Origin of the sequence: Kocuria rosea subsp. polaris (genome assembly GCF_001483755.1) — a bacterium.
Classification (GTDB): domain Bacteria; phylum Actinomycetota; class Actinomycetes; order Actinomycetales; family Micrococcaceae; genus Kocuria; species Kocuria cellulosilytica.
Genome location: NZ_LQBK01000004.1, coordinates 1 through 15,649 on the forward strand (window position 1 = coordinate 1; position 15,649 = coordinate 15,649).

Annotated in this window: 17 protein-coding genes; 13 read left to right on the forward strand and 4 right to left on the reverse strand. The window is 68.8% G+C overall.

The genetic code is table 11. The features are described 5' to 3' along the window. Positions 1–370: 370 nt before the first annotated feature. Entirely contained in the window at positions 371–1,504 is a 1,134-nt protein-coding gene (locus AVL61_RS02460) for an FUSC family protein (RefSeq protein ID WP_109244228.1), read from the reverse strand. 129 nt (positions 1,505–1,633) lie between these two features. Here AVL61_RS02460 and AVL61_RS02465 point away from each other — a divergent pair, with 129 nt between their 5' ends. The 6 genes from AVL61_RS02465 (at position 1,634) to AVL61_RS17265 (ending at position 5,910) form a co-directional block, all read left to right on the forward strand. Next, the gene (locus tag AVL61_RS02465) at positions 1,634–2,140 is read left to right on the forward strand and encodes a hypothetical protein (protein ID WP_058872774.1); all 507 of its coding nucleotides are present in this window, start codon (positions 1,634–1,636) and stop codon (positions 2,138–2,140) included. A 304-nt stretch (positions 2,141–2,444) separates the two neighbouring features. After that, positions 2,445–2,732, forward strand: coding sequence for a hypothetical protein (locus AVL61_RS02470; RefSeq protein ID WP_058872775.1), 288 nt, complete (start codon positions 2,445–2,447; stop codon positions 2,730–2,732). A gap of 158 nt (positions 2,733–2,890) precedes the next feature. Further along, entirely contained in the window at positions 2,891–3,181 is a 291-nt protein-coding gene (locus AVL61_RS02475) for a hypothetical protein (RefSeq protein ID WP_058872776.1), read from the forward strand. A 557-nt stretch (positions 3,182–3,738) separates the two neighbouring features. Continuing rightward, entirely contained in the window at positions 3,739–4,563 is an 825-nt protein-coding gene (locus tag AVL61_RS02480) for a hypothetical protein (protein ID WP_058872777.1), read from the forward strand. 700 nt (positions 4,564–5,263) lie between these two features. Continuing rightward, a complete protein-coding gene (locus AVL61_RS17260) occupies positions 5,264–5,554 on the forward strand; it encodes a hypothetical protein (RefSeq protein WP_082696909.1) in 291 nt (96 codons plus the stop codon). After that, complete coding sequence (locus AVL61_RS17265; RefSeq protein WP_081615836.1) at positions 5,551–5,910, forward strand: DUF488 domain-containing protein; 360 nt, start codon at positions 5,551–5,553, stop codon at positions 5,908–5,910. Before AVL61_RS17260 ends, AVL61_RS17265 begins: the two co-directional genes overlap by 4 nt. Before the next feature lie 65 nt (positions 5,911–5,975). Here the strand turns inward: AVL61_RS17265 and AVL61_RS17725 are convergent, their stop codons facing one another. Next, positions 5,976–6,395 carry a hypothetical protein gene (locus AVL61_RS17725; protein WP_157571259.1) on the reverse strand — a complete coding sequence of 140 codons (420 nt, stop codon included), beginning with the start codon at positions 6,393–6,395 and terminating at the stop codon, positions 5,976–5,978. Between the two features lie 301 nt (positions 6,396–6,696). Between AVL61_RS17725 and AVL61_RS02485 the strand changes: the two genes are divergently transcribed. Next, positions 6,697–6,987 (forward strand): hypothetical protein, encoded by a 291-nt coding sequence (locus AVL61_RS02485; protein ID WP_058872778.1) that lies wholly within the window; start codon positions 6,697–6,699, stop codon positions 6,985–6,987. 347 nt (positions 6,988–7,334) lie between these two features. Here AVL61_RS02485 and AVL61_RS02490 read toward each other — a convergent pair whose 3' ends face one another. After that, positions 7,335–7,829, reverse strand: a complete 495-nt coding sequence (locus AVL61_RS02490) for an SRPBCC family protein (RefSeq protein ID WP_058872779.1) — start codon at positions 7,827–7,829, stop codon at positions 7,335–7,337. 181 nt (positions 7,830–8,010) lie between these two features. Here AVL61_RS02490 and AVL61_RS02495 point away from each other — a divergent pair, with 181 nt between their 5' ends. The 6 genes from AVL61_RS02495 (at position 8,011) to AVL61_RS02520 (ending at position 14,735) form a co-directional block, all read left to right on the forward strand. Further along, positions 8,011–9,579: a fumarylacetoacetate hydrolase family protein gene (locus AVL61_RS02495; RefSeq protein ID WP_058872780.1), complete on the forward strand. Its 1,569-nt coding sequence runs from the start codon at positions 8,011–8,013 to the stop codon at positions 9,577–9,579. Continuing rightward, a complete protein-coding gene (locus AVL61_RS02500; RefSeq protein WP_058872781.1) occupies positions 9,576–10,265 on the forward strand; it encodes a GntR family transcriptional regulator in 690 nt (229 codons plus the stop codon). The genes AVL61_RS02495 and AVL61_RS02500 overlap by 4 nt, the downstream gene beginning before the upstream one ends. Continuing rightward, positions 10,262–11,818 carry a 5-carboxymethyl-2-hydroxymuconate semialdehyde dehydrogenase gene (gene hpaE / locus AVL61_RS02505; RefSeq protein WP_058872782.1) on the forward strand — a complete coding sequence of 519 codons (1,557 nt, stop codon included), beginning with the start codon at positions 10,262–10,264 and terminating at the stop codon, positions 11,816–11,818. The genes AVL61_RS02500 and hpaE overlap by 4 nt, the downstream gene beginning before the upstream one ends. Positions 11,819–11,865: 47 nt before the next feature. Beyond that, positions 11,866–13,032 carry a 3,4-dihydroxyphenylacetate 2,3-dioxygenase gene (gene hpaD, locus AVL61_RS02510; protein ID WP_058872783.1) on the forward strand — a complete coding sequence of 389 codons (1,167 nt, stop codon included), beginning with the start codon at positions 11,866–11,868 and terminating at the stop codon, positions 13,030–13,032. A gap of 99 nt (positions 13,033–13,131) precedes the next feature. Further along, the gene (locus tag AVL61_RS02515; RefSeq protein ID WP_058872784.1) at positions 13,132–13,917 is read left to right on the forward strand and encodes a 2-keto-4-pentenoate hydratase; all 786 of its coding nucleotides are present in this window, start codon (positions 13,132–13,134) and stop codon (positions 13,915–13,917) included. Further along, a complete protein-coding gene (locus AVL61_RS02520; RefSeq protein WP_058872785.1) occupies positions 13,902–14,735 on the forward strand; it encodes an HpcH/HpaI aldolase family protein in 834 nt (277 codons plus the stop codon). The genes AVL61_RS02515 and AVL61_RS02520 overlap by 16 nt, the downstream gene beginning before the upstream one ends. Here the strand turns inward: AVL61_RS02520 and AVL61_RS02525 are convergent. After that, entirely contained in the window at positions 14,729–15,463 is a 735-nt protein-coding gene (locus AVL61_RS02525; protein WP_058872786.1) for an IclR family transcriptional regulator, read from the reverse strand. The genes AVL61_RS02520 and AVL61_RS02525 overlap by 7 nt on opposite strands. Positions 15,464–15,649: the final 186 nt, after the last annotated feature.

A 15,649-nucleotide genomic window follows, 5' to 3' on the forward strand; every position in this document is an offset into this window, starting at 1 on the left:
CTTGCTGTGAACCACTGGACTCAACTCACCCTGACACGCAGGGGGACGCCTCACCGGTCGAGAACGCCGGGCGTTCCCCCGGCCGGTGGAGTCCCGAGCGGGAACGCCCCGAGGACAACGAGGTGGTCCTCACCTACACGAGCGAGTCCGCCTGCCGGCGCGTGAGCTGACGCCGCGGATCGGGCGCAGCGGGGCGCGGGTCGACGACGACCGTTCAGCAACCCCCCGAGGGCACACGACGGAGGAGGTTGCACCCGCCCCCGTGCTGCGGGTGATGTTGTCGATCGCGGCGATCCGATCGGCGTCGAAGGCATGCGGATCCCCGATGTGAAGGCCGTGAACGCCGAACGCCACTCGAGCACCGTGTCGGCTAGTGGAGCTTCGGCAGGTAGCCGGACGCCGTCCGGTGCCTCATCCCGGTCGCCTCCAGCAGATCCACCACCAGCGGCCGCAGCAGCAGGATCGCGCCTTCGCCCTGCAGACCCCGGACCCCCAGCGGGTCCGGATGCAACCTGGCAGCCACCGCGATCAGCTCGTCCCGGGTCCGGCGCATGTCCAGTTCCGAGCCTCCTCCGGCGTCGGCTTCGGTGAGGGCGCGGCCGAAGGTCTCCACCGCGTCCGCGGTGTCGATCAGCAGCCCGTGCAGGGAGTCCATGGCTTCCTCGCTCAGAGCGGCGTTGTTGATGGCCGAGGCGAGTCGTCGCACCAGCGCGTCGCTGTTGCGGACGGCGAGCTCGATGAAGTCCAGTGACCGGTTCAGGTCTTCCAGTTCGGTGCGATGTCGTCGATAGGCTGGTGCCAGCCGGGCGACTTCCTGGGCTGAATTCAATGATTCCTGCAGCGTGTCGACCAGGGGTTGGGCTTTCCGGATCCTCACCAGGGCGTGCCAGGCCGGTGTCGCGTCGTTGGTTTCCAGCGCGACGGCGGCCCTCTGCAGGACCTTGGCTAGCTCGGCCAGCACCCGCCGGACGTTCGCGTGGGGTTCACGCCGGGGATCGCGGGGCACCAGCGCTGTGATCAGCAGAGCCACGGAGCCTCCCACGATGGCATCCACGCTGCGGGTGAAAGGTCCTCCTGCTGGGACCGGCAGCAGCACCACAAGGACCGACTGAATCGCCATCTGGGTGGAGAACAGCGACCCGCTGTCCAGGAATCGGGCCAGCAGGATGGCTGTCAACAGCACCGCGGAGGCCTGCCACAGGCCCGCGTTGAGCACCTTCAGCAGAAGATCCCCCACAAGAATGCCGATGGTGCACCCGATGGCCACTTCCAGTACTCGGCGCAGCCGCGGGTCATGCGAAAAGCCCATAACGATGATGGCTGACGTCGCCGCGAAGATCGGACCTTCGTGGCCAAACAGCTCCTGGGCAATGGCGAAAGCCGCGATTCCACCCGCGGTCATCTGAACGGCGTGCCAAAAGGACTTCCGGACCCGGCGTACACCCGACCGCACCCGGGTCCGGAGCAGACGGGGAAGATCCCTGGGCCACGACATGGCCGACATGGCCTCAGTGTAGGACTAGCTGCTGCTCGGCCGAGTCCCATGAGGTGTCCCCGGAAACAGCAAAGTAGACTTGTTCTTTCTGTGAGCGGACTCGCACGGAGTGTCCTCTCCCGAGCGGCTGGAGGAGCCATGTTCAGGCCGGAGACGCCGAGTGAAGAGATCGAGCAGCACGTCGAAGCGGTGATGACGGAGCTCGTCGAGGAACTGGACCACTGGGTCCAGCAGGACCATGTTCCGGACGGTGCCGATGACCGGGCCTATGTGCAGGCGTTCTCCGATGTGCGGGACAACAGCAACCGCGACCAGGTGGCGCTGCTGCACGCGGCGGTGGCCAGGCCTCATCTGGCCGAGTCCCTGGTCCAGCTCAATCGCCGGATGGACCGGGAGGATCTGGATCCGGGACACCCGGCGGGCATCCTCGGGGTGATCGTGCGGCTGGCCATGGACGGATTGTGGGTCAGCGACATCCTCGACTCCACCCGTTTCGACGATGGTGAGCGCCGCAGGATCACAGGCATCCTCACTGCCCTGACCTATCTGGGTGACGAACGGTTGGAGGAGGTGCTTGCCGAGGCCGCACCCGGTGACAGCGGATCCCGCGCGGGGAGATCGATCCTCTCGGAGGACGGGAACTAGGACACGATCCGGCCTCCTGCCCGCCGCTCTGGGTACGGACCACTTCGGGGTCAATGGGTCTGGACGGCACGTCCGTGACGCGTCCCGGGAGACCCATGGTGTCTCCGTTCTCCTGGTTCCGTCGGCGGCGACGCCGGCTCACGACCGGTGCCGCCCCCGCGGTTCGCCTTACCACCGGCGGGACACTATGGTCGGAGCAGTGCTGCCCTTCGGGCGCGACCGGCGCGCTGATGGGGCGGAGACCACCACCCCGCCCCGTCAGGAGAGCCACCCGAGACAGGCGATCTGACAGAAAGAGCGCCTGTTGAGCCACCGTTCCGCCCACCCTGTTCAGCCTTGGGACCCCCTCGACCTCCATGATGCCGAGGAGATCTATCTGGAGCCCACCGCCGGCTTCCCCGCAGACCTGTCGCGGCTGGCCCTCTCGGAGCTGCAGGTGCTGCACAGCAGGCTCTGCCGCCAGCTCAACCGTGATCATCTGCAGCATCTTGCCGTTCCCCACCCGGTGACCATGGCCCGGTACTGCAAAGTGGTCTTCGCCCTGGACGCGCGAGCAGGATTCCACGCCTCCGTGCGACCAGTCCGGCCGTAGGCCCCGCGGCGGAAACCCCGGCGGGGTACGAGGAAACGGGCTGTGGTCGGAAGGACAGTGCCTTCCGGGTGCCGTCTCTGCCCCGGTGTGGCAGACGACAACCAAAACGCTCAGTCAGGAACACCCCGAGACAGGCGAATGACCAGAAAGAGCCCCGATTGGCGACCCTGCATGCCTACCCTGTCCACCCTCTCGATCCCCAGACCGGCCCCGCCTCGCACCGTGTTGAGCCCGAGTGGATCTACCTCGAGCCCACCGAGGCGTTCCCGGAGCACTTGGACGATCTGACGGTGACCCAGCTGCAGGTCCTGCACAGCCAGATCTGCAGCCAGCTCGACTGGGAATACCTGGCCGACCCCGCCGGACCGCACCCCATCACCCTGGACCGTCGCCGCGCGCTGATCGGCGCCCTGGATGCCCGAGTCGGAACCCAGGACCCGTACGGATGACCTGATCGGCCCCTGCCGAAGGTCCGGACACGGGCAAAGCCTACGCCGTCGGGAACGTCGCGGCCCGGCCGAGAGCGGGGCGATACTCCCGGAATCGGTGCAAGCACCGAAGGACGACAACAAGGACGACGACGGCCGCTGGGGCAGCCGGCCGGCCTCAGGCGCCGTGGCTCACCTCGGGCAGGGAGTGGCTCGCGTACACTCCGGCCAGACCGAACAGGGCCAGGAACAGGAGGGCAGCCCCGGTGCCCAGGCGGCCTGATCATGGTGGCGCTGTCCAGCTGGTCGCGCACCGAATGCCCGGTGAGGGTTTCGTGTTCTGGTGCGTGGAGGCTTATCCGCCCTGGTTGGTCCTGCCTGCTAAACGGTGCGGCGCGACGGGGGCCCGGTCGTGTGCCGCGATGACGTCGCGCAGTTGGTCGAGGCGCCCCATGACGCCCATGCGCAATGTGCTCATACCTTCCGTGTGCGCGGATTATGTGCTTGCGCGAACACGCGACCGGGGTCGGCTCCGACACAATGAGCGGTGCTCCCTGCGCGCGGTTACGGTGGAAGCCATGCCGATGACCCACTACCGGCAGATGAGCCGGCAGCAGGCCGCGGCCGCACTGGACGAGTTTCTGGACGAGCGCGGCCCGGCGCTGCGGAGTCTGGGCGCGGAACTGGCCGGGCGCGGGATCGACCCGGACGAGTTCCTCAATGCCACCCCAGGCTCCCTGACACCGCTGTGGCGCTGGATCGTTGACCGCCGGGCAGAGCTCATGTCCTCCCCGGTGGAACCGCGTGAGCGGTGGCCCTCGTGGGCTCGGCACACCGTGACCAGTGCGCGGGTGCCGTCACGGACGATGTTCTTGCTGTTGGACGGGCTGGTCTCCTACCTGGCCGTCGTCCTCATCGCCGGAGCCCCGAACGCCCAGTGGGTCATCGGTTCCCCACAGGACCCCGGCCATCATCTGCACCACCACCCGGTGCTCACCGGCAATGGGCACCAGATCTTCGTCCCGACCCTGCCGATGGCCGGGATGCTGCGGCTCAAACGCGGTCAGCAGTCGCTGCGCGAGAGCGAACTGGAGCAGTACGCGAAGCGTGTGATCGCCGATCTGCGCACCGGTGCGGAGGTGGATCCACTACCGAGGGGATCCCCGGTGGTGGTCGTGGCTGAACCCGACGGGTTTGACGTCGGCGTGCATCCTGTTCTCGCCGCCCGTCGTACCTCCTTGGTGGGCATCATGGCGCACAAGCTCGCCGGCCTCGACGGTGTCGTCTCGGTGTTCCGCCGCGGTCCCGATGCGCTGGAAGTCCAGGCCCCGGACTGGAACTCCGATCAATTGGAGCAGTGGCTGAACGCCTGGATGAAGACCTACGGCCCATTCATCCGTTGAGCAAAGCTCGCCCGCTCTGCTTCCGTCGGCCGAGGGCCGCTGACCGCGGCGATGATCTTCGCCTTCGGCCAGGTGCGGCTGACATCGCCGGAACGGCCTGGGGGTCGGTGCTGTCGAGGCACCCACGGGGTACCTTTCGCCTCAAAAGTATTCCAGCAGCTCAGGGATCGGAGCGCCGGGTCTGTCGAGCACCAAGCGGGACGACATCCCCGGAACGGCTCCGACACCGGTCACGTCAGTCCGCTGGGCGAGCGGGGACGCGCCGGCGGGCATGCCCGATGCTTCAGGCGGCCCTTGGCTGCCGTCGTCCGGATCTCAAGCCCGGATACGGGAAGTTCTGGATATGAGAAGACTACGACAACTCATAACGACCCATCGACGTTATTGTACGAGAAGTTCCTCGTATGTCTTCGGTTGAAAAACCTGAACTTATCGCGCGTAAGACGCTGTGCATTGCGCAGGGACACCTTTTCTTCCAGGACACTCGTGGATGAGGAAACATGATTGTTCGAAATCAGCGCGTCCCTGCCCTGAAAGATTACTTCCGCCTGGGGGCGGAATAATTCAAAACTGGAGAAAGGGATATAGTCGGAAGGACAGTGCCTTTGGGGTGCCGATGGCGCCCCGAGATGGCGAACGACAACCGGAACGCCCAGTCAGGAGATCCCCGAGACAGGCGACTGACCAGAAAGTTTTTCTTGTGGCTAATGTGCAGACCTATCCTGTCCATCCTCTCGATTCCCTTGGCGACTGCGCCAAGGGGCCTGTCGCACCCGAGTGGATCTACCTCGAACCCACCGATGCCTTCCCGGAGAGCCTGGCGGATCTGACAGTGACGCAATTGCAGGTCCTGCACAGCCGGATCTGCAGCCAACTCGACTGGGAATACCTCACCGATCCGACAGGCCCCCATCCCGTCACCCTGGACCGCCGTCGGATGCTGATTGATGCCCTGGACGCACGAGTCGGAACCCAGGAGAAATTAGCATGACCACTTATCACGTGCGGGTCCGGCGAGTCTATGAAGCAGCCTCGTCGGCCGATGGCACCCGTGTGCTGGTCGATCGCCTGTGGCCCCGTGGACTGAGTCGGAAGAAAGCGGCCCTCGACGAGTGGTGCAAGGCGATAGCTCCTTCGACATCGCTGCGCCAGTGGTATGGGCATGTCCCGGAACGTTTCGAAGAGTTCAGCGTCCGCTACCGCGCCGAAATGAAAGAACCCGAGCGAGCAGAAGCTTTCCAGCATTTACGTGAACTGGCGCAAAAAGGGCCGATCACGCTGCTCACGGCCACGAGAACCCCAGAGATCAGCGAAGCCAGGGTGCTTGCCGGACTGCTCCGGGGCTGACTCCGATCACCTCAAGGACCAGCGCCCTCACGCAACGGTCCCTCAAAACCTTGACCAAGGCTCCGTCAATTGATGTTCCGGACCCCTAGAAGGACAACGTGAATCCATCTGACGGTCGTCACACCGAGATCTTCGGGGGCGGACCGCGAAATGGCCACTGACAACTGACACAAGGAATACATTTCACGATGAACCCCAAGCTTTCCGTTCTGGTCCACATCGACCTGGACGGCCGGCACGTGAGACTGGACGTGGCCGGCACCCTGACTGAAACCAACCAACAGGCCCTGCCACCCTTGATCGCCCGCGCCCGAACCACGTTCCCGGAAGCTAGGTTGAGCGTGGACCTGCAGCGGGCCCAGTTGCGGGAACCGACTGTGATCGACGTGCTGGCCCGAAATCTTCGAAACGGTTCCTCGGGCACCGCTCCGGTGCAGATCACCGCCCCGGCCCCAACGATCCGCGACCACCTCGGTCACCAGCATCAGCACCTGCTGTCAGGGCGTCCGTCACAGCAACACGTCTCGCCCGGATCGCCCCCTCGAAGTCCCCTCCATCCTGGGCGGCGGCACTGCTCCAGCAGGCAGGGCAGTGGAGCACCGATGAGGTCCTCAGCGGCCGGTTCACGTATCTGGCCGTCCTCCGAGATGAGAGTTCGGCTGCACGCATCGAACCTCGTGTCGCCCCACCCGGCTCATGTCACACCCGATGAGGGGAAGGTCGCTTGCCGGCGGTCCGGCTGCGGAATCCCGGAGCAGTGCAGAACTCAACGCCTATGCCGACGAGGTGGAGACCAACATCGCCCAGTCCTTCGGGGCCGACAGCATGGAGGGACTGTGTGCCACAGGGTTGACGTGGCCCTGTCAGATCGCCGACGTCCGAGCCAGCAGGGAGGGGGCCATCGAGCTGGACACCACCCTCAATCAGCACGAGACGACCATGGCCGAGAAACTGGCTCGCGGTATGTACGCAGGTGACGGTGGCGATCACGATCTCGGATCCGTCACCGTCTACGACAACCAGGGTGCGGTCATCGACAACTGGACCGCCGAAGATTTCCCCGGAATGCCTCGGTGACCACCAGAGGCGCCGGGGCCCTTTGTCTCCCACCAACTTTTCGTTGGCCCTGGGGGCGTTCGGGCCTGCCACAAGCCCAGGTGACAACTGATCTAGCGTGCCACCGAGTGGGCGGCCCAGCGCTACCCGGAGCCCCGCAGCCCTGAGGACGAGGCCGCCTTCCAGCACCTCGTCAAGTCCCACACCCCGGTCGAAGAGGTCGGCGCCGTCGCGGAGCGGGCCGGTGTCCCGACGCTCGTGCTCAACCACTTCGTCCCCGGCAGCTGGCCGCTCGAGAAGTGGCAGGTCGCGCAGCAGGGATACAGCGGCCGTCTGATCGTCGGAGCCGACCTGGACGAGATCGGGCTCTAGTGCAGGCTCCCTGAGTTCCTGTAGTCGGTGCCGGCCCGCAGGTAGGCGGCCAGGTTCGCCAGCGACGAGGCGAACCCCGCGGCGTGGTCCTCGGCGGAGATCCCGTCAGGGAGGTTCTCGGCGCGGATCTCCACCCGGGTGCCGTCCGCGACCCGGGTGAGCTCCCAGGTCATGGTCATCGTGCCGGCGTAGGCCGGGTCGTCGGAGACGAAGTCCCCGGCCTGCACGACGCGCACGCCGGGGACGAGGTCCACGAAGCGTGCTTCCACGACGTCGGACGCGGCGGTGGTCTTCCCGGGAGCGCCCGCGGCGTCGTCGTAGGTGAGGACCATCCGGGAGGACCCGCCCGGGCGGGCGTCGAAGCGCTCGAAGCGGGCCGTCATCCCCTCCGGCGGCAGCCAGGCCGTGAGCGCGTCCGGGTCGACCAGGGCGGCGTAGACCTGCTCCGGTGAGGCGGGGACCACCCGTGCGGCGGTGTCCGTGCGGGCCATGCGGCCATCGTAGGCCTCGGCCCCGCACCGGCTCCAGGGGTCGGCGGCCGTCAGACGGACTCCCCTCGAGGGGTGGCGCCGATCACGTCACATCGTATACGATCGCCAGCAAGCGACCCGGGCCGCACCGCTGGACCTGCTGGACCCGGGCCACCTCCGCAGACCACGAAGGCAGGACGGCATGGCAGAGACGACACCGGCTCCTCCCGGGGCCACCGGGCCCGTTGACTTCACCGACCGGGCGAACCGCCCCGGGAAGGTCATCGCGCTGCACCTGAACTACCCCTCCCGCATCGCCCAGCGGGGCCGCTCCCCGAAGTTCCCCGGCTACTTCCTCAAGGCCGGGACCTCCATCGCCCGGACCGGCGCCACGATCGAGCGCCCGGCCGGCACCGAGCTGCTGGCCTACGAGGGCGAGATCGCCCTGGTCATCGGGCAGACGTGCCGCCGGGTGCGCCCGGAGGAGGGCTGGTCCAAGGTCTCCGGCATCACCGCCGCCAACGACTGGGGCCTGTACGACCTGCGCCACGCCGACAAGGGCTCCAACGTCAAGAACAAGTCCGGGGACGGCTACACCCCGCTCGGGCCGGACGTCATCCCGGCCGCCGGGCTCGACCCGGCCGCGCTGCGCATCCGGACCTGGGTCAACGGGGACCTCGTCCAGGACGACACCACCGAGGCGCTGGTCTTCCCCTTCGGTCAGCTCGTGGCGGACCTGTCCCAGCTCATGACGCTGGAGGAGGGCGACGTCATCCTGACGGGCACCCCGGCCGGCTCCTCCGTGGCCCAGCCGGGCGACGTCGTCGAGGTCGAGGTCGATGCGCCCGAGGCGCCCGGCGCTCCCTCCAGCGGACGGCTGGTCACCCGCGTGGTGGCCGGCGAGGAGCCGATGGCGCCCTACGGGCACGGCCCGCAGGTGGACGACACCCAGCGGGAGGAAGCTTGGGGCTCACGGGAGGCCGCCGGGCTGGCGCCGGCCGCGGCCGACGCCGAGCCGTACCACTACGTGCCGGCCGCCCCGGTCCCCGACCGCACCCTGCTCACCGACGAGCTCAGGGCGAAGATCAACGAGACGGCCGTGGCCACCATCACCGCGCAGCTGCGCAAGCGTGGCATCGACAACGCCACGATCGACGGCGTGCGGCCCACCCATCCCGGCCACCGCATCCTCGGCTACGCCAAGACGCTGCGCTACGTGCCCAACCGGGAGGACCTGTTCAAGGCCTTCGGCGGCGGGTTCAACGCCCAGAAGCGCGCCATGGACACGGTGCAGCCGGACGACGTGGTGGTCATGGAGGCCCGCGGTGAGAAGGGGACCGGCACCCTCGGCGACGTCCTCGCCCTGCGCGCCAAGGTGCGGGGCGCCGACGCGGTGATCACCGACGGCGGGGTGCGGGACAGCGCCGCCGTCGCCGAGGTCGGCATCCAGGTCTACTCCAGCGGCGTCCACCCGGCCGTGCTCGGCCGCCGCCACATCCCCTGGGAGGTCGGCGGGACGGTGGCCTGCGGAGGGACCACCGTCCAGCCGGGCGACATCGTCATCGGCGACGACGACGGCGTCGTGGTCGTCCCCCCGCAGCTGCTGACCGAGGTGATCGCCGACGCCTGGGAGCAGGAGCAGCAGGACGCCTGGGTGTACGACCGGGTGGCCGAAGGGCACCCGGTGGACGGGCTGTTCCCGCCCAACGCCGAGTGGAAGCGCAAGTACCAGGAGCACCAGCAGCGGCACGCCGACCGGGACGCCCGGTGAGCACCGAGGTCCTCCGGTCCAAGTCGGAGACGGCGTACCACGCCATCCTCGAGGGGGTCCAGCAGGGCCGCTTCGCCCCGGGCAGCCGCCTGGTGCTGGCCCAGCTGGCCGCCGAGCTCGAGATGTCCGTGGTGCCGGTCCGCGAGGCCGTGCGGAGGCTCCAGCAGGACGGGCTGGTGGCCTATCAGCGCAATGTCGGGGCGACCGTGGTGGGCATCGATCCCGTGGAGTACCGCTACACCATGGAGACCCTGGCCCTGGTGGAGGGATTCTCCACCGCCCAGTGCGCGCCGCTGGTCACCGGGGCCGAGCTGCAGCGGGCCCGGGAGATCAACGACCGGATGCGCCGGGTGCTGGACGACTTCGACCCGGTGAAGTTCACCGCGCTGAACAAGCAGTTCCACTCCACGCTCTACGAGCACCACCAGAACGCCCACATCCTCGAGCTGGTGCACCGCGGCTGGAACCGGCTGGCCGCTCTGCGCTCGTCCACCTTCGCCTACGTCCCCGGCCGGGCCCGTGCCTCCGTGGACGAGCACGACCACCTGCTGGACCTCATCGCCGAAGGCGCCCCCTTCGACGTCGTCGAGGCCGCCGCGCGACAGCACCGCCTCAACACGCTCGACGCCTACCTGGCGTCACGAACCACACCCCAGGACACCGCACGCCGAAAGGACACACCATGACGAGCACCGAGACCGACGCCCAGAACGCACAGCGCTGGGTTCCGGCCCACCTGCCGGAGAGGATCCAGCACTACATCAACGGCGAGCACGTCGACTCGATCGACGGCGACACCTTCGACGTGCTGGACCCCGTCACCAACCAGCCCTACCTGAAGGCCGCCTCCGGCAAGGTCGCCGACATCGACGCCGCCGTCGCCGCCGCCAAGGACGCCTTCGAGAACGGCCCGTGGCCGAGCATGCTCCCGCGTCAGCGGTCCCGGGTGCTGCACCGGATCGCCGACATCGTGGAGTCCCGCGGCCAGGACCTGGCCGAGATGGAGTGCTTCGACACCGGTCTGCCGATCAAGCAGGCGCTCGGCCAGGCCCAGCGCGCCGCCGAGAACTTCCGCTTCTTCGCGGACCTGATTGTCGCCCAGGCCGACGACACCTACAAGGTCCCGGGCCGCCAGGTGAACTACGTCAACCGCAAGCCGATCGGCGTGGCCGGGCTCATCACCCCGTGGAACACCCCGTTCATGCTGGAGTCCTGGAAGCTGGGCCCGGCGCTGGCCACCGGCAACACCGTGGTGCTCAAGCCGGCCGAGTTCACCCCGCTGTCCGCGTCCCTGTGGCCGGGCATCTTCGAGGAGGCCGGGCTGCCGGCCGGTGTGTTCAACATCGTCCACGGCTACGGCGAGGAGGGCTTCGCCGGCGACTCCCTGGTCAAGCACCCGGACGTCCCGCTGATCTCCTTCACCGGCGAGTCCCGCACCGGCCAGATCATCTTCGGCAACGCCGCACCGTACCTCAAGGGCCTGTCCATGGAGCTGGGCGGCAAGTCGCCCGCCGTCGTCTTCGAGGACGCGGACCTGGAGGCGGCCATCGACGCGACGATCTTCGGGGTCTTCTCCCTCAACGGCGAACGCTGCACCGCGGGCTCGCGCATCCTGGTCCAGCGCGGCATCTACGACGAGTTCGTGTCCCGCTACTCCGCCCAGGCCCAGCGCGTGAAGGTCGGCCTGCCGCACGAGGAGAGCACCGAGGTCGGCGCCCTGGTGCACCCCGAGCACTTCGAGAAGGTCATGTCCTACGTGGAGATCGGCAAGCAGGAGGCCCGCCTGACCGCCGGCGGCGGCCGTCCGGAGGAGTTCCCCGAGGGCAACTTCATCCAGCCGACCGTCTTCGCCGACGTCGCCCCGGACGCCCGGATCTTCCAGGAGGAGATCTTCGGCCCCGTCGTGGCGATCACCCCGTTCGACACGGACGAGGAGGCCCTGGCGCTGGCCAACAACACCAAGTACGGCCTGGCCGCCTACATCTGGACGAACGACCTGAAGCGGTCCCACAACTTCGCCCAGAACGTCGAGGCCGGCATGGTGTGGCTGAACTCCAACAACGTCCGCGACCTGCGCACCCCCTTCGGCGGGGTGAAGGCCTCGGGACTGGGCCACGAAGGCGGCTACCGGTCCATCGACTTCTACACCGACCAGCAGGCCGTGCACATCAACCTCGGCGAGGTGCACAACCCGGTCTTCGGCCGCCAGGAGCAGGCCGCCGAGGAGCTCCAGGCCTGATCCTCCGCGCCTGCCGACACCCACCACTCAGCACAAAGGACAGCACCATGACCCACCTCGACGACCGGACGATGACGTCCTCCGGCTTCTACGTCTCGCAGGAAGCCCCGATCCGTTCCGACAACCCGATCCCCACCCCGCAGGCGCCCGCGCCGGACATCCTGCGCTGCGCCTACATGGAGCTCGTGGTCACCGACCTGGAGCGCTCGCGGGAGTTCTACGTGGACGTGCTGGGGCTGACCGTGACCGAGGAGGACGAGAACACCGTCTACCTGCGGTCCCTGGAGGAGTTCATCCACCACAACCTCGTGCTCCGGAAGGGCCCGGTGGCCGCCGTCGCCGCCTTCTCCTACCGGGTGCGCAGCCCCGAGGACCTGGACCGGGCCGTGGCCTTCTACGAGGAGCTCGGCTGCCGCGTGGAGCGCCGCCCGGAGGGCTTCACCAAGGGCATCGGCGACTCGGTGCGCGTGCAGGACCCGCTGGGCTTCCCGTACGAGTTCTTCCACGACGTCGAGCACGTCGAGCGGCTGGCCTGGCGCTACGACCTGTACACCCCGGGCGCCCTGGTCCGCCTGGACCACTTCAACCAGGTCACCCCGGACGTGCCGCGCGCCACGAAGTTCATGCAGGACCTGGGCTTCCGCGTCACCGAGGACATCCAGGACGACGAGGGCACCGTGTACGCCGCCTGGATGCGCCGCAAGCCGACCGTGCACGACACCGCCATGACCGGCGGCGACGGCCCCCGCATGCACCACGTCGCCTTCGCCACCCACGAGAAGCACAACATCCTGGCGATCTGCGACAAGATGGGCGCCCTGCGCATCTCCGACCGCATCGAGCGCGGACCCGGCCGCCACGGCGTCTCCAACGCGTTCTACCTGTACATCCTCGACCCGGACGGCCACCGGATCGAGATCTACACCCAGGACTACTACACCGGCGACCCGGACAACCCGGTCGTCACCTGGGACGTGCACGACAACCAGCGCCGTGACTTCTGGGGCAACCCGGTGGTCCCGTCCTGGTACACCGACGCCTCCCTGGTCCTGGACCTGGACGGCAACCCGCAGCAGGTCGTGGCCCGCACCGAGGACTCCGAGATGGAGGTGACCATCGGCGCCGACGGGTTCTCCTACACCCGTGAGGGCGACGCGAACGGCACCTACAAGGGCGAGGCCGCCAAGGGCTTCAAGCTCGGCAACCAGCTCTGACCCTCCCCGTAGCGATGGCGGCCGGCCGGCTCCCTGCACGGAGCCGGCCGGCCGCCGCCGTCCCGGAGACAGAGCACCCGCAGAACACAGGAAGAGGACATGCTGGACCACGAGACCCATGTGAAGATCGCCGATGAGCTGCACCGGGCGGGACTGGACCGCACGCCGGTGCCGCGGCTGACCAAGCGGTACCCGCAGATGGAGATCGAGGACTCCTACGCGGTGCAGAGGATCTGGGCGCAGCGGCAGGAGGAGGCCGGCCGCACCAAGGCCGGGCACAAGATCGGGCTGACCTCCAAGGCCATGCAGGACGCCACCGGCATCGACGAGCCGGACTACGGGGTGATCTTCGACGACCAGGTGGTCGAGTCCGGCCACGTGTACGAGTGGGCGCGGTACACCCACCCGCGCATCGAGATGGAGCTGGCCTTCGTCCTGAAGGAGGACCTCGCCGGCCCCGGCGTGAACCTCTTCGACGTGCTGCGCGCCACCGAGTACGTGGTGCCGGCCCTCGAGGTGCTGGACTCGCGCATCGAGATGGAGGGCCGGACCATCACCGACACCATCTCGGACAACGCCGCGCTCGGCTCCATGGTGATCGGGGGCCGCCCGGTCGCCCCGGACGCCGTCGACCTGCGCTGGGTCGCCGGGGCGCTGTGGCGCAACGAGGAGATCATCGAGACCGGGGTGGCCTCCGGGGTGCTCAACCACCCGGCCAACGGGGTGCACTGGCTGGCGAACCGGATCGCCGGCCACGGGGACCGGCTGGAGGCCGGGGAGATCATCCTCGCCGGGTCCTTCACCCGCCCCATGTGGGTCCACGCCGGGGACACCGTGTACGCCGACTACGGAGAGCTGGGGACCATCACATGCCGATTCGCCTAGAACCGCAGCCCGGTTTCAAGGACCTGTTCACCGAGGCCGCCCGCGCAGAGCGCGGTGGGCGGCCGGCGGCCGGCATGTTCGTCAGCTCGGGAGACCCCACCGCGACCGAGATCTGCGCCTCGGCCGGCCTGGACTACCTCCTGCTCGACGCCGAGCACTCACCGCTGGGACTCGAGACCGTCCAGTCCCAGCTGCGGGCCATGGCCGGCTACCCGGTCGTCCCCGTGGTGCGCGTGCCCGCGCTGGACACCGTGCTGGTCAAGCAGTTCCTCGACCTGGGCGCACAGTCCCTCGTCATTCCGATGGTGGACAGCGCCGGGGACGCCGAGACGGCCGTGCGCGCCATGCACTATCCGCCGCGCGGGGTCCGGGGGGTCGGTTCCGCACTGGCCCGCTCGGCGCGGTGGAACCGGATCCCGGACTACCTGGACCGGGCCGCCGACCTGGTCACCCTGGTCGTCCAGGTCGAGTCCGCCGCCGCCGTCGAGAACGCCCGGCAGATCGCCGCGGTCGACGGCATCGACGGCATCTTCGTCGGTCCCTCCGACCTGGCCGCCTCCATGGGCCTGCTCGGCCGACAGGACCACCCCGACGTGGTGCTCGCCGTCAAGGACGTCATCGCCGCCGTGCAGCAGGCGGGGAAGTTCGTGGGGGTCAACGCCTTCGCGCCGTCCCAGGCCCAGGACTATCTCGACGCCGGCGCCGACTTCGTCAACGTGGGCGCCGACGTCGCGCTGCTGGCCCGCGGGACCGAGGCGCTCGCCGATGCCTGGTGCGCTCCGGCAACGGGGGAGCAGGCGCCGCGCGGGTCCTACTGATTCGACGGGGCTGGTCGCTGCCCGAGGCGGGCGGCGACCAGCCCGGCGCTGTGCGCCAGCCGCCGGCCCAGCGCCTCGACGTCGAGCCGGCGGGTGGCGTAGACGACGGCCAGTGCTGCCGGCAGGTGGCCGCGAGCACGCAGGGGAACGGCCACGGAGGACACCCCGTCCAGCACCTCGTTGCTGCTGACGGCGAATCCGCGCTCCCGGGCCTGCTCCACCTCCGCGCGGGGGCGGACGCCGCCCGTCAGCTCGGTGAGCTCGTCCGGGTCCATGCCCGCCTGCACGGCGAGCCCGGGGGCGCCGCGGTCCAGCGGGTGGCGGGTGCCCGGGCGCTGGGTGACGGCGTGGCCGCGGAAGGGCTCCACCGTGACCAGCGTGATGCACTCCTCCTGGCCCCAGACCGCCACGAAGGCGCTCATCTGCAGCTCGTTGGCCAGCGCGGTCAGTTCCGGCAGGGACGCCGACTGGAGGTCCTGCTGCACCCCCCGCGCGAGCACCGCCAGCCCGGGTGCGCCGATCAGCCGGCCGGTGGAGTCCCGGGTCAGCAGGCCGTAGCTCTCCAGGGTCCGCAGGATCCGGTAGGCGATCGACCGGTGCACGCCCAGCTGGGCGGCCACGTCGGCGATCGTGGGCGGCTCCTCGGCCGAGACCACGAGCTCGAGCATGCGCAGCCCCCGGGAGAGGGTCTGCGAGGGCGCCGCCGGAGCGGCGGCCCGGCCCTGCATGCTCCCGGTCGACTGCGCGGCCGGCGTCCTGTTCGCCGGCACCTGGGCGGAAGGACGTCCCTGAGCGTTCACCGTGGCCCCTTTCTGTGGGCGGTCTGACGAGGTTCCCCGGGCCGGGTCGCGGAGCGGCACCGGAGGCCTGACGGGTCTCGGCCTGGGGGCGACCATGTTTTCACCGCAGCGGAG

What these genes read in the sequence shown, in the direction of transcription:
- AVL61_RS02460 (WP_109244228.1), bottom strand. Translation starts at nt 1,504, where the DNA reads ATGTCGGCCATGTCGTGGCCCAGGGATCTTCCCCGTCTGCTCCGGACC.
- AVL61_RS02465 (WP_058872774.1), top strand. Translation starts at nt 1,634, where the DNA reads ATGTTCAGGCCGGAGACGCCGAGTGAAGAGATCGAGCAGCACGTCGAA.
- AVL61_RS02480 (WP_058872777.1), top strand. Translation starts at nt 3,739, where the DNA reads ATGCCGATGACCCACTACCGGCAGATGAGCCGGCAGCAGGCCGCGGCC.
- AVL61_RS17265 (WP_081615836.1), top strand. Translation starts at nt 5,551, where the DNA reads ATGACCACTTATCACGTGCGGGTCCGGCGAGTCTATGAAGCAGCCTCG.
- AVL61_RS17725 (WP_157571259.1), bottom strand. Translation starts at nt 6,395, where the DNA reads ATGCTGGTGACCGAGGTGGTCGCGGATCGTTGGGGCCGGGGCGGTGAT.
- AVL61_RS02490 (WP_058872779.1), bottom strand. Translation starts at nt 7,829, where the DNA reads ATGGCCCGCACGGACACCGCCGCACGGGTGGTCCCCGCCTCACCGGAG.
- AVL61_RS02495 (WP_058872780.1), top strand. Translation starts at nt 8,011, where the DNA reads ATGGCAGAGACGACACCGGCTCCTCCCGGGGCCACCGGGCCCGTTGAC.
- hpaE (WP_058872782.1), top strand. Translation starts at nt 10,262, where the DNA reads ATGACGAGCACCGAGACCGACGCCCAGAACGCACAGCGCTGGGTTCCG.
- hpaD (WP_058872783.1), top strand. Translation starts at nt 11,866, where the DNA reads ATGACCCACCTCGACGACCGGACGATGACGTCCTCCGGCTTCTACGTC.
- AVL61_RS02515 (WP_058872784.1), top strand. Translation starts at nt 13,132, where the DNA reads ATGCTGGACCACGAGACCCATGTGAAGATCGCCGATGAGCTGCACCGG.
- AVL61_RS02520 (WP_058872785.1), top strand. Translation starts at nt 13,902, where the DNA reads ATGCCGATTCGCCTAGAACCGCAGCCCGGTTTCAAGGACCTGTTCACC.
- AVL61_RS02525 (WP_058872786.1), bottom strand. Translation starts at nt 15,463, where the DNA reads ATGCAGGGCCGGGCCGCCGCTCCGGCGGCGCCCTCGCAGACCCTCTCC.